9 protein-coding genes and 2 rRNA genes are annotated in these 12814 nt (G+C 65.4%); 3 read left to right on the forward strand and 8 right to left on the reverse strand.

Translation table 11 applies throughout. From position 1 onward, the window contains the following. Window positions 1–94: 94 nt before the first annotated feature. The 4 genes from ACI1V7_RS22660 to ACI1V7_RS22675 form a co-directional block, all read right to left on the reverse strand. Window positions 95–1777 (reverse strand): long-chain-fatty-acid--CoA ligase, encoded by a 1683-nt coding sequence (locus ACI1V7_RS22660; protein WP_404534131.1) that lies wholly within the window; start codon window positions 1775–1777, stop codon window positions 95–97. Between the two features lie 148 nt (window positions 1778–1925). Then, on the reverse strand, window positions 1926–3608 hold the full coding sequence (locus tag ACI1V7_RS22665) for a long-chain-fatty-acid--CoA ligase (RefSeq protein WP_404534132.1): 1683 nt from the start codon (window positions 3606–3608) through the stop codon (window positions 1926–1928). A gap of 173 nt (window positions 3609–3781) precedes the next feature. After that, a complete protein-coding gene (locus ACI1V7_RS22670; protein ID WP_404534134.1) occupies window positions 3782–4900 on the reverse strand; it encodes an aminopeptidase in 1119 nt (372 codons plus the stop codon). A 9-nt stretch (window positions 4901–4909) separates the two neighbouring features. After that, a complete protein-coding gene (locus ACI1V7_RS22675) occupies window positions 4910–6991 on the reverse strand; it encodes a molybdopterin-containing oxidoreductase family protein (RefSeq protein WP_404534136.1) in 2082 nt (693 codons plus the stop codon). A gap of 156 nt (window positions 6992–7147) precedes the next feature. Between ACI1V7_RS22675 and ACI1V7_RS22680 the strand changes: the two genes are divergently transcribed. Further along, on the forward strand, window positions 7148–8338 hold the full coding sequence (locus ACI1V7_RS22680) for a M20 aminoacylase family protein (RefSeq protein WP_404534138.1): 1191 nt from the start codon (window positions 7148–7150) through the stop codon (window positions 8336–8338). A 116-nt stretch (window positions 8339–8454) separates the two neighbouring features. Here the strand turns inward: ACI1V7_RS22680 and ACI1V7_RS22685 are convergent, their stop codons facing one another. Next, window positions 8455–9360, reverse strand: coding sequence for an NAD(P)-dependent oxidoreductase (locus tag ACI1V7_RS22685; RefSeq protein ID WP_404534140.1), 906 nt, complete (start codon window positions 9358–9360; stop codon window positions 8455–8457). Between the two features lie 179 nt (window positions 9361–9539). Between ACI1V7_RS22685 and ACI1V7_RS22690 the strand changes: the two genes are divergently transcribed. Continuing rightward, window positions 9540–10088 carry an acyloxyacyl hydrolase gene (locus ACI1V7_RS22690; RefSeq protein WP_404534142.1) on the forward strand — a complete coding sequence of 183 codons (549 nt, stop codon included), beginning with the start codon at window positions 9540–9542 and terminating at the stop codon, window positions 10086–10088. A 108-nt stretch (window positions 10089–10196) separates the two neighbouring features. Next, window positions 10197–11651, forward strand: coding sequence for a DHA2 family efflux MFS transporter permease subunit (locus ACI1V7_RS22695; protein WP_404534144.1), 1455 nt, complete (start codon window positions 10197–10199; stop codon window positions 11649–11651). Between the two features lie 79 nt (window positions 11652–11730). Here the strand turns inward: ACI1V7_RS22695 and ACI1V7_RS22700 are convergent, their stop codons facing one another. The 3 genes from ACI1V7_RS22700 to ACI1V7_RS22710 all read right to left on the reverse strand — a co-directional run. After that, window positions 11731–12306 (reverse strand): hypothetical protein, encoded by a 576-nt coding sequence (locus tag ACI1V7_RS22700; protein WP_404534146.1) that lies wholly within the window; start codon window positions 12304–12306, stop codon window positions 11731–11733. A gap of 165 nt (window positions 12307–12471) precedes the next feature. Next, window positions 12472–12584 (reverse strand): 5S ribosomal RNA (gene rrf / locus ACI1V7_RS22705). Window positions 12585–12708: 124 nt separating this feature from the next. Beyond that, window positions 12709–12814 (reverse strand): 23S ribosomal RNA (locus ACI1V7_RS22710); the annotation flags it as partial.

Consider the following 12814-nt stretch of genomic DNA (forward strand, 5'->3'; position numbering starts at 1 on the left):
CTGCGCAGGCAGGGGCCTCATGTTGCTGGCGCTGCCGCAACGCCGAGAAATTGGGCCCCTGCCTTCGCAGGGGCGACGGTGGTGCGAGGCTGACTTAGGCCGGCTGCTTCTCGTCCCGCAGCTCGCGCCGCAGGATCTTGCCGACGTTGGTCTTGGGCAGGCTGTCGCGGAACTCGACGTACTTCGGACGCTTGTAGCCCGTCAGCTGTTCCTTGCAATAGGCCATGACGTCGTCCTTGGACAGCGCCTTGTCCTTCTTGACCACGTACAGCTTCACGGCCTCGCCCGAATACTGGTCCGGCACGCCCACGCACGCCACTTCGAGCACACCAGGATGCGCGGAGACGACGTCTTCGACCTCGTTCGGGTACACGTTGAAGCCCGAGACCAGGATCATGTCCTTCTTGCGGTCCACGATCTTCACATAGCCCTTCGGATCCATCACGCCGATGTCGCCCGTCTTGAAGAAACCGTCCGGCGTCATGACCTTGGCCGTTTCGTCCGGACGCTGCCAGTAGCCGGCCATGACCTGGGGACCGCGCACGGCGATCTCGCCGGCGGTGCCGAACGGGACCTCGACGCTGGCCTCGTCCAGGATGCGGATCTCGGTCGAGGGCATCGGCAGGCCGATGGTACCGGTGAACTCGGTGATGTCGCAGCGGTTGGCGCTGACCACGGGCGAGGTCTCGGACAGGCCGTAGCCCTCCACGATGGGAATGCCCGTCAGCGCGAACCACTTGTCGGACACGGACTTCTGCACGGCCATGCCGCCGCCCGGGCAGACCAGCAGGCCGGAGAAATCGACCTGGGCAAACTCGGCCTGGTTCAGCAGGCCGTTGTACAGCGTGTTCACGGCCGGGAAGATGTTGACGCGGTACGACTTGAGCTCCTTGATGAAGCCCTTCATGTCGCGCGGATTCGGGATCAGGAGGTTCATGCCGCCCACGCGCATGCCCAGCAGCGCGCACACGGTCAGCGCGTAGATATGGTACAGCGGCAGCGCGCACACGAACTGCGCCTGCGCGCCGGCCGGCAGCTTGGCCAGCGTGGGCGCGAACCAGGCTTCGTTCTGCAGCACGTTGGCGATCACCTGCTTGTGCAGCAGCACGGCGCCCTTGGACACGCCGGTGGTGCCACCCGTGTACTGCAGGAAGGCGACGTCGTCCTGGCCCACGGTCACCGGCTTGAGCGTCAGGCGCGCGCCCTCGGCCAGCATGCGCTTGAACGGCACGGCCTGCGGCAGCGACCATGCCGGCACCAGCTTCTTCACGCGGCGCACGACGAAGTTGACGATGGCGCCCTTGGCGCCGCCCAGCAGGTCGCCCATGGTGGCCACGATCACGTGCTTGACCTGGGTCTTGGCGACGACGTCCGCCACGGTGTGGGCAAAGTTCTCCAGCACCACGATGGCTTCGGCGCCGGAGTCGATCAGCTGGTGCTGCAGCTCGCGCGCCGTGTACAGCGGGTTGACGTTCACGATGGTGTAGCCGGCGCGCAGCACGGCGGCCATCGCCACCGGGTACTGCAGCACGTTGGGCAGCATGATGGCCACGCGCGCGCCCGGCTTCAGGCCGCGCTGCTGCAGCCAGGCCGCCATCTGCGCGGACATGCGGTCCAGCTCCGCGAACGTCATGGACTTGCCCATGCACGCATAGGCATTGCGGTCCGCGTACTTGCGGAAGGCTTCCTCCAGCAGGTGCGTGAGGGAGCGGTATTGCGTCCAGTCGATCTCGGCCGCCACGCCCTCCTCGTACGACTTCAGCCAGAATTTGTCCATGTTCGTTGCCTCGTTATTTTCTCGTTAAAACGTCGTCCCCGCGCAGGCGGGGACCCAATGTGCGTGCGTCGTCGAGACGCATGAAGACTTGGGTCCCCGCCTGCGCGGGGACGACGGTGATTCATGCTACCGGTGGTTCATGCTGCCACTATGCCGCCTGTTTTTCCTCGCGCAGCGCGCGGCGCAGGATCTTGCCCACGTTGGTCTTCGGCAGCTCGTCGCGGAATTCGATGTACTTCGGTTTCTTGTAGCCGGTGAACTCCTGCCTGCAGTAGTCCATCAGCTGTTCGGCCGTCAGGTCCCGGTCCTTGCGCACCACGAACACCTTGACGGCCTCGCCGGAATGCTCGTCCGGCACGCCGATCACGGCGCATTCCAGCACGCCGGGATGGGCCGCGATGACGGCTTCCAGTTCGTTTGGGTACACGTTGAAGCCGGATACCAGGATCATGTCCTTCTTGCGGTCGACGATCTTCACGTAGCCGTTGTCGTCCATGATGCCGACGTCGCCCGACTTGAAGAAGCCGTCCGCCGTCATGACCCTGGCCGTCTCCTCGGGCCGGTTCCAGTAGCCGGCCATCACCTGCGGGCCGCGGATGGCGATCTCGCCGATGCTGCCGACCGGCAGCGGCCGGCCGTCGTCGTCGACGATGGCGACCTCGGTCGACGGCACCGGCAGGCCGATCGTGCCGGTGAAGGCTTCCACGTCGCAGCGGTTGCAGGTGGCCACCGGCGCCGTCTCGGACAGGCCGTAGCCTTCGATGATGTGGGTGCCGGTGATGGCATGCCATTTGTCGTCGACGGCCTGCTGCACCGCCATGCCGCCGCCATTGGACACCTTCAGCCCGGAAAAGTCCAGGTGGCGGAAGTCCGGATGGTTGACCAGCGCGTTGTACAGCGTGTTCACGGCGGGCAGCATGTTGATGCGGTACTTGGCCAGCTCGCCGATGAAGCCCTTGATGTCGCGCGGGTTCGGGATCAGGATGTTCAGGGCGCCCACCCGCATGCCCCACAGCGCGCATGCCGTCAGCGCGAAGATGTGGTACAGCGGCAGCGCGCACACGATGGTCGGGAATTCGACCAGCGGCGGGCGGCTCATCGCCGGCTTCGACCAGGCTTCGCTCTGCAGCACGTTGGCGATCACGTTCCGGTGCGTCAGGATCGCGCCCTTCGAGACGCCCGTGGTGCCGCCCGTGTACTGCAGGAAGGCGATGTCCGAGGACTTCAGCTGGGCGGGAACGAAGCGCATGCGCGCGCCCTGCGCCAGCGCATCCTTGAAGCGCACCATGTGCGGGATCGAGAAGTCCGGCACCATCTTCTTGACGTGGCGGACGACGAAGTCCACCAGCATGCCCTTGGCCCCGCCCAGCAACTCGCCCATGCTGGCGACGAGCACGTGGCGCACCGACGTCTTGCCCAGCACCTGGGCGACCGTGTGGGCGAAGTTCTCGAGCACGACGATGGCTTCGCTGCCCGAGTCGACCAGCTGGTGTTCCAGCTCGCGCGGCGTGTACAGGGGATTCACGTTGACGACCGTGTAGCCGGCGCGCAGGATCGCGGCCAGCGCCACCGGGTATTGCAGCACGTTCGGCATCATGACGGCGACGCGCGCGCCCGGCTGCATGCCGCGGCTCTGCAGCCAGGCCGCCAGGCGCCGGGACAGCGTGTCCAGTTCCCCGTAGGTGAGGAACTTGTCCATGCAGACGAACGCATTGTTGGCGGCGTACTTGCCGAACGACTCGTCCAGCAGCTGCACCAGCGAGTCGTACTGCCCGGGATCGATGTCCGCCGGCACGCCCGGCGGATAAGCCTTCAGCCAAATCTTGTCCATCGGGTGCCTCTGTCTCCGTTATTTTTCTTTCTGAGTCGGCTCCGGAGGTGGCTGCGGAGCCTGTCGGCAGCCCGACCGAAAAAAAACGCACGGTCGTGCTTAGATTACCAGGCATGATGCTATCGGGCAGCGCGTCCGGATGCAAGCATTTTCCGCGCAATGGGACGCAAACGCTAGCGCGGCGCTTCGCTGCGCTGCACCATCAGGGGCGCCGCGGTGATGGGCGGTACCATCGCCTTCAGGATGCGGTGGCGATCGTCGCGGTCCATGTCGGCCAGGCGCTTGACGGCCTGGTAGAAACGCGGGAAGCTGCCTTCGCGCTGGAGCAGCGCGCGGAAGGCCGGCACGAAGTCCTCGTAGGTCGCGATCGATGCCAGGTGGGCGTTGGACAGCGGCTGCTCGAAGAAACGGTCGTAGCCCGCGTAGCCGCCCCAGTTGCCTTTCAGGACCTGGTACTCGTCCTTCAGCTCCTGGAACAGGCGCGCCTTCACGGCGCGCTTTTCGGCATCGCTGCGGTCGACCAGCGCGTAGTTCTTTTCCAGCGCCTTGCGGTACTTGACCAGCAGGTTCAGGAAATCCTTCTTGCGGCTGCGGTAGCGCGCGTAGGCGTCGCGCATCGGCGGGCTGCCGAAGCGTTCGAGCCAGTGCTCGACGCCGACCTCCTCTACCGTGGACGCGAACGATTCGTTGAATTGCGAATCGCCGGCCACGTACACGACCTGGTGCGCCAGTTCGTGGAAGATCATGCGCGCCAGTTCGCCGTCCGGATAATTGATGAAGGTGGAAATGAGCGGATCGTTGAACCAGCCGAGCGTCGAATACGCGGCCACGCCGCCCACCTCGACGTCGTTGCCCTCGGCCTGCAATTCCTTCGCATACGCCTGGGCCGCGCTCTTGCTGTAGTAGCCGCGGTAGTTGACGCAGCCGGCCACGGGGAAGCACCACTGCAGCGGCTTGAGCGACAGCTCGGGCGTGGCGACCACGTTCCACAGCACGTACTGGCGTTTCAGGGCGGCGTAGTTCTTGTAGCTGTTGTTATCGGGTAAAGCCATTTCGCTAACGGCGTAGCGGCGGATCTGGCGCGCCGTCTCGAGCCTCAGGCGCAGTTTGGAGCTGGTGCCGGGGTCGGCAATCCAGTCGTCGATCGGACGGGCGTCCGAGATGAGTTCAAGCTGGCCCTGGGCCGCCTGCGTGTAGTAGTTCAGCGTGGAGCAGCTGGCCAGCAGCGCGCCGGCCGTGCCGGCGACCAGCACGGGGCGCAACCACGGGGTGATTCGCGATAGCAATGTCATATGTCAGGTTCATGGTGCGGCTTTCTCGACCTGCACCAGCGTGTCGTAAAAGGTAGGCGCCCGGCCCATGTCGGTCAGGCGCTGACTGGTTACTTCGTTGGCATTCTTGCCGTCGCTGGCGAGCTTCTTCCACCAGATCGACAGGCCGACCACGAGGCCGGGCCTTGCCTTGGCGGTGACGCGGGCCCGCGCGACGAACGAGCCCCGGTCGTTGAAGATGCGTACCATTCCGCCGTCCTCGATGCCGCGGCTGGCGGCGTCGGCGGGATGGATGTCCAGGTGCGGTTCACCTTCCGTGGCACGGAGGCTCTGGACATTGACAAAAGTTGAGTTGAGGAAGTTCCTGGCCGGCGGAGAAATCATCGCCAACGGATATTTCTCGGCCAGTTCGGGGCTGGAGGCGACCGACTCGTAGTTCGGGATGTAGGTCGGCAGCGGGTCGAGGCCGTCGGCCAGCATCGCGCTCGAATAGAACTCGCACTTGCCGGACGGCGTCGGAAAGCCGCCCTCGGCGAACGGGGCGGCCGGCATGTTCAGCTTTTGCCATCCGGTGCGCTTGAGCGAGGCCCAGTCGAAGTGGATGGCGCGCTGGTCCTTGGTATTGAATGCCTTGGCGGCGATCTCGTCGTCGGTCTCGTCGAAGGCGGGATCGGTGAAGCCCATGCGCTTGGCCAGCAGGCGGAAGATCTCCGTGTTCGGCTTGGATTCGCCCAGCGGCGCGATGGCGGCGTTGTTGGCCATCATGTACAGGTGGCCGTAGGTCAGGTGCGCATCCACGTGTTCGAGCTGCGTGGTGGCCGGCAGCACGATGTCCGCGTAGTCGGCGGTATCGGTCTGGAAGTGTTCCAGCACCACGGTGAACAGGTCTTCGCGCTCGAAGCCGCGCTGCACCTGCGACGAGTCGGGCGCGATCGCCACCGGGTTGGCGTTGTAGACGATGACGGCCTCGATCTTCGGGCCGAAGGCGGGCGAGGCCTCGCGCTGCAGGTCGTCGCCGATGGTGTTCATGTTGATCGTGCGCGGCAGGCGGCCGCGCAGCAGGTCCGGGCGCTGCAACGCCACCTTGTCGGTCGGGAACGAGCCCGAGGTCGACAGCTGGATGCCGCCGGCCGCATGGCGCCAGGCGCCCACCAGCGCCGGCAGGCAGGTGATGTTGCGCACCGCCATGCCGCCGCCGCGCACGCGCTGCAGGCCGTAGTTGATGCGGATGGCGACCGGCTCGCCCTGCCGTGCCGTGCGCCCGTACTCGCGCGCCAGCTCGACGACTTCTTCCACGCTGATGCCGCAGGTCTCGGCGGTGCGCTCCGGCGTCCACTCGGCCACGCGGTCCTTCAGTTGCGCGAAGCCGAACGTGTAGTTGTCGATGTACTCGTGGTCGAGCAATTGCTCCTTCACGAGCACGTGCATCATGCCCAGCGCCAGCGCGGCGTCCGTGCCCGGCATCAGCGCGATGTGCTGGTGGCATTTCTCGGCCGTAAGCGAGCGGTAAGGGTCGATGGCGATCAGTTTCGCGCCGCGCCGCTTGGCTTCCTGGATGCGCATCCACAGGTGCAGGTTCGACGCGATGGGGTTGCCGCCCCAGATCAGGATCAGCTTGGCATCCTGGAACTGTTCCATGTCGGTGCCGATCGAGCCGCCGATCGTGTACTTGTAGCCGGTAAAACCGGCCGTCGCGCACACGGTGCGGTCGAGGAAGGACGCGCCCAGCTGGTTGAAGAAGCGCATCGCCATCGCCTCGCCCTGCACCAGGCCCATCGTGCCGCAATAGCTGTACGGCAGGATCGCCTGCGGGTCGTGCGCGGCGATCGGCTTCAGGCGCGCGGCGATCTCGTCCAGCGCCTCGTCCCAGGAGATGGGTTCGAACTTGCCCTCCCCCTTCTTGCCGACGCGGCGCAGCGGGGTCAGCAGGCGGTCCGGGTGGTAGGTGCGCTCGACGTAGCGCGACACCTTGGTGCACAGCACGCCGGCGGTGGTCGGATGATCCGGGTCGCCCTTGACCTCGGTCGCCACGCCATCCTCCACGGTGACGAGGAGGGCGCAGGTATCGGGGCAGTCGTGCGGGCAGGCGCCCCTGACAACGGTCTTGGTCATCGGATCAATCCAGGAAAAAAACGTCGAGAAACCAATACTTTATCCGATTCCAGCCGCTGTCGTCAGGGCTGGCCTTTGCCGCGAAGGTCGGGCTACAATGAATCACAACACGGCATTGCCAGACAGGCAGTGCCCACGCATACAGGGAGAAACCGAATGAGACTCGTCGAACCCATCCTCGCATTCCAGTCCGAACTCGAAACGATCCGGCGCGATATCCACGCACATCCCGAACTCTGCTACGAAGAACAGCGCACCGCCGACGTGGTGGCGAGCCGCCTGGCCGACTGGGGCATCCCCGTGGTTCGCGGCCTCGGCGTGACGGGCGTCGTCGGCATCATCAAGAACGGCACGTCGAACCGCGCCATCGGCCTGCGCGCCGACATGGATGCGCTGCCCATGCAGGAACTGAACACATTTGAGCACGCGTCGCGCCATGCGGGCAAGATGCATGCATGCGGCCATGACGGCCACACGGCCATGCTGTTGGGCGCAGCCCACTATCTGTCGCGCAACCGCAACTTCGACGGCACCGTCTACCTGATCTTCCAGCCCGCAGAAGAAGGCGGCGCGGGCGCGCGGCGCATGATCGAGGACGGCCTGTTCGAGCAGTTCCCCATGGATGCCGTGTACGGCATGCACAACTGGCCGGGCATCGCCGCCGGCACCTTCGGCGTGGTGGCCGGGCCGATGATGGCATCCAGTAACGAGTTCCGCGCCGTCATCAAGGGCAAGGGCGCGCACGCGGCCCAGCCGCACCGCGGCATCGATCCCGTCATGACGGCCGTGCAGGTGGCGCAGGCCTGGCAGACCATCGTGTCGCGCGAAAAGAACCCGCTCGACACGGCCGTGCTCTCGATCACCCAGATCCACGCCGGCAGCGCCACCAACGTGATTCCGGACGAAGCCGTCATGATCGGCACCGTGCGCACCTTCTCCACGCAGGTACTCGACCTGATCGAGACGCGCATGCGCGAGATGGCGAACGGCGTCGCGGCCGCGTTCAATGCGAGCGTCGACTTCACGTTCAAGCGCAACTACCCGCCGCTGGTCAACCATCCGGAACAGACGGCGCTGGCGGTGGAAGCCATGCGCGCCGTCGTGGGCAAGGATGCCGTCGACACCGATGTCGAACCGACCATGGGCGCGGAAGACTTCGCCTTCATGCTGCAGGCCAAGCCGGGCTGCTACGTCTTCATCGGCAACGGCGACGGCGAGCACCGCGGCCATGGACACGGGCTGGGGCCGTGCCAGCTGCACAACGGCAGCTACGACTTCAACGACCAGTTGCTGCCGATCGGAGCGAGTTACTGGGTGCGGCTGGTGGAGATGAGCCTGAGCCGCTGACGTCGCAACATGAACCGTCGTCCCTGCGCAGGCGGGGACCCAAGGAAAGCGATTCGAAGTCGCCAACGGCACTCCAGTGCGAACGAGATCAGGCCCCTGCCTTCGCAGGGGCGACGTTAGTTGTCGCTCAACTTGTTCGGTGCCGCGCCCAAGCGTACTCCCGGATTCATCCGCTCCAGCGCAATCAGCGCGGCGGAGTGATCCGCGGACGGCAAGTCTTCTTCGATCGTCTCGTAGCGGCGCGTCACCAATTCCGTCACGGGCAGCACGACGCCGGCGGCGCCAGCCGCGGCCAGGATGTTGCGCTGGTCCTTCAGCTGCGTCTTGACCTGGCCGCCCGGCACGAAATTCCGGTCCAGCATGCGCTGGCCGTGCAGGTCGAGGATGCGGCTGCCGGCGAAGCCGCCCCGGATCGCCTCGCGCACGGCGGCCGGGTCGGCGCCGGCCGCCTGGGCCAGCAGCAGCGCTTCCGCCACCACGTTCAACGTCGCGCCCACGACCAGCTGGTTGCACAGCTTGGCCACCTGGCCGCTGCCGACCTCCCCGACCCGCGTCACCGTGCCCAGCGCGCGCAGTACCGGTTCGGCCCGCGCCACGTCCTCAAGACTGCCGCCGGCCATGATCGCCAGCGTCCCCGCCTCGGCGCCGACCACGCCGCCGGACACGGGCGCATCGACGAAACGGCAACCATGGGCGCGCAGGCGCGCGGCAAAGGCCAGTGCCTCGTCCTGGCGCGTCGAGCTCATGTCGATCCACAGGGTGCCGGGCGCCAGGAATGGCAGCGCGGCCTCGAGCACTGCGGCGACGGCCGGCCCCGCTTCCAGCATCGAGATGACGATGCCGGCGCCCCTGACCGCATCTTCCAGCCGGGCGCAGGGCACGGCGCCGTCGGCGCGCAGCGCCTCGGCCTTGGCGGGGCTGCGATTCCAGGCGTGCACGGTACCTGCCGCGTGCGCCAGGCGTGCGGCCATCGGCTTGCCTATCAGTCCAATGCCGAGGAAGGCCACGATCGGGTGCGTCATGCTGCTCCTTTGTCGGTTAGTTTCAAATTCGGTGACGCAGGTGTTGTTGAAATGTTGACTGCACTTTAAGGATTGGCAGGTCGACCACGTAAATCCCGCGACATCGCTACAATACCGGTTTGGCCGTCAATGATCACCGTTTCACGGCCTTATTTCCAATAACGAAGGCAAGAATCCACATGAAAAAAATCGTTCGCACCCTGGCGGCCGTCGCTGCCCTGTCCGCCGCCCAAGCCGGCTTCGCCGCCGATGGCCTGTTCGACTCCGTGTCGCTGGAAGGCGGCGGCGGCGAACACGTGCAGGTGGTCCGCCTGTCGGCCCAGAAGGACTGGAACCAGAACTGGCTGCCGACCCACGGCTACCACCTGTCGGGCTACTGGGACGCCAACGTCGCCTACTGGCGCGCCAACCGCTGGGAGGACGTCGCGGACCGCCGCAAGAACCTGGGCGTGGTCGGCCTGACCCCGGTGTTCCGCTGGGAAGCGGACGACAAGCTGGGCTTCTACGGCGAAGCCGGCATCGGCGTCAGCGTGTTCTCGAGCGTGTACCGCAACACCCACCGCCAGCTGTCGACCGCCTTCGAATTCGCCGACCACATCGGCGTGGGCTACGTGTTCTCGAACAAGCTGGACCTGGGCGTGCGCCTGCAGCACTACTCGAACGGCGGCATCAAGCACCCGAACGGCGGCGTGAACCTGGCGCTCGTGCGCGCCGCGTACCACTTCTGATCGCGTCCGGCCGGGTCCACGGCGACCCGGTACAAGTCACCTTGAAGTGATTTATGTGACAATCGGTCCATGCGGCGCCCCTCCAGGCGCCGCGAAAGACCGATCCGCATGGCCGATACCGATAACGTCAAACGCTACCTTCCCTGGCTCGTCGCGACTGCCCTGTTCATGGAGCAGCTCGACGCCACCATCGTCAATACCGCCGTCCCGAGCATCGCTGCCAGCCTTAACGTCACGCCGCTGAGCCTCAAGTCCGTCGTCACCAGCTATATCCTCAGCCTTGCCGTGGGCATCCCCGTCAGCGGCTGGATGGCCGACCGCTTCGGCACCCGACGCGTGTTCGCCACCGCCATCTCGATCTTCACCCTCGCTTCAGTGCTGTGCGGCCTGTCGCTGAACGCGCCCATGATGGTGGCCGCGCGACTGCTGCAGGGCATCGGCGGGGCGATGATGATGCCGGTCGGGCGCCTGTCGATCATCCGTACCTTCCCGAAGAACGAGCTGCTCAAGGCGATGAACTTCGTGATCCTGCCGGCGCTGATCGGTCCGCTGCTGGGACCCACGGTCGGCGGCCTGATCGTGCACTGGACGTCGTGGCGCGTGATCTTCTTCGTCAACGTGCCCGTGGGCCTGCTGGCGCTGTACCTCGTGCTGCGCCACATGCCCGACTACCGCGGCGCCGAGCCGCGCCCGCTGGACATCATCGGCCTGATCCTGTTCGGCTCCGGCACGGCCATCCTGTCCTGGCTGCTGGAAGTATTTGGCGAGCACACGCTCGACGGCGTCACGATGGGCCTGATGCTCGTACTGTCCGTGTCCTTGCTCGCCGCCTACGGCTGGCATGCCACGCGCGAACAGTTCCCGCTGCTGCGCCTGACCCTGTTCAAGATACGCACCTTCCGCATTTCCGTGCTGGGCGGCTTCATCACGCGCCTGGGCGTGGGCGGCCTGCCCTTCCTGCTGCCGCTGCTATACCAGCTGGGCTTGAAGCTGCCGGCATGGCAATCGGGCCTGTTGATGATGCCGACGGCCGCCGCAGCCATGGGCATGAAGCTGGTCGCCTCGAAAATGCTGGCGCGCTTCGGCTACCGCCAGATCCTGATCGTCAACACCGTCTGCATCGGCATCACCATCGCGCTGTTCTCGCTCGTGGGACCAAGCACGCCCTGGTATGCGATCGCCGGCATCGGCCTGCTGCAAGGCTTCTTCAATTCCCTGCAGTTCTCCAGCATGAACACGCTGGCCTATGCCGACGTCGAGCAGAAGGATTCCAGCATGGCCAGCACGATGGCCAGTTCGTTCCAGCAGTTGTCGATGAGCTTCGGCCTGGCCTGGGGTTCGCTGGTGACGGGCTGGTTCTTGGGCCGCGTGCCACAGACCGACCAGGTCGTGGTGACGCAGGCGCTGCACCACGCCTTCCTGGCGCTGGCCGCCGTCACCGTCGTCTCGGCCCTGATGTTCTGGCGCCTGCGCCCGGACGATGGCAGCAGCATCAGCGGCGGCAGCACGCCCAAGGCCGCGGCGGCCGTGGCGCAGGATCCGACGCCGCTGTCGCAGGCCTGATCCTTCAAGCCGATGCGTGAGCCCGATGCTTCAGGGCCACTGAATCAGGCATGGTCATCCGTGGCGTTCGTTCAGGACGCTACCAGAGTTTCCACCAAGGCCGGCGCGGCAGCGGTTGCAACGTATGCAGCAGCTCGAACGCGTCGGCACGCGCGGCGCGCAGTCCCCCGTCGTGACTGAACGAGGTCAGCTTCTCCGCCAGGCGGATCGGCACATCGAACATGTAATCGGTATCGGCATCGCCGCAGGGACCGTGGTCGTGGTCGGCCAGCGCGGCCGCGCGCATCGCCGCCGCCTCGGGCGGCGCGTCGCCGGCGATGGCGAGGTGGCAGATATCCTGCTGGGCGTCGTGCTCGACCGACCAGGCGAACTCGCCCTGCCGATAGCAGGCGACGGCGCTGAACATCACGTGTTCCTCGGCGCGGCAAAGGATCACCTGGCCCTTGGCCGATAGCGTTTTCACGAGCGGGACGGCGGTCAGGCGCGAATCGACGTCATCGACGTGCAGCATGAACGCGCCGTCGGACAGTGTGGCGCAATGGATGCCACGCCCGGGATGGTCGGTCGTCTGCCCCGTGCGAACCAGTTGCAATTCGTCGAGCAGCGTAGCGGCGTCCTGGCCGGACACCACGAACCACGAGAGTGAATGCCCCATCGTGTCCTCCTTGTGATCAAGGGACAGGATAACGAACGATGGTGGCTGAGTAAACCCGACCGAAGCGCCCGACCGAAGCGCCGGGCTGAAGTGCCCAGGCTGAAACGGCGTTCCAAAGCAAAAAGCCCGCTCCAGATCACTGGAGCGGGCTTCGCTTAATAACTAGCCTGACGATAACCTACTTTCACACTGGTTGCAGCACTATCATCGGCGCAAAGTCGTTTCACGGTCCTGTTCGGGATGGGAAGGGGTGGTACCGACTTGCTATGGTCATCAGGCATAACTTGTACGCGTGTCGCTTTGTTGGCGCCACGCTGAATCCGGAAGAAGTAAGTTCTTGTTGTTCTCTGTATGCTCAACAAACAGCTGAACCCTTGTCTCTGGCATGACTGCCAAGGTTATAGGGACAAGCCGTACGGGCAATTAGTATCGGTTAGCTTAATGCATTACTGCACTTCCACACCCGACCTATCAACGTCCTGGTCTCGAACGACCCTTCAAGGAGCTC

It is taken from the genome of Massilia paldalensis (assembly GCF_044901715.1).
In the GTDB taxonomy this organism is placed as follows: domain Bacteria; phylum Pseudomonadota; class Gammaproteobacteria; order Burkholderiales; family Burkholderiaceae_D; genus Telluria; species Telluria paldalensis.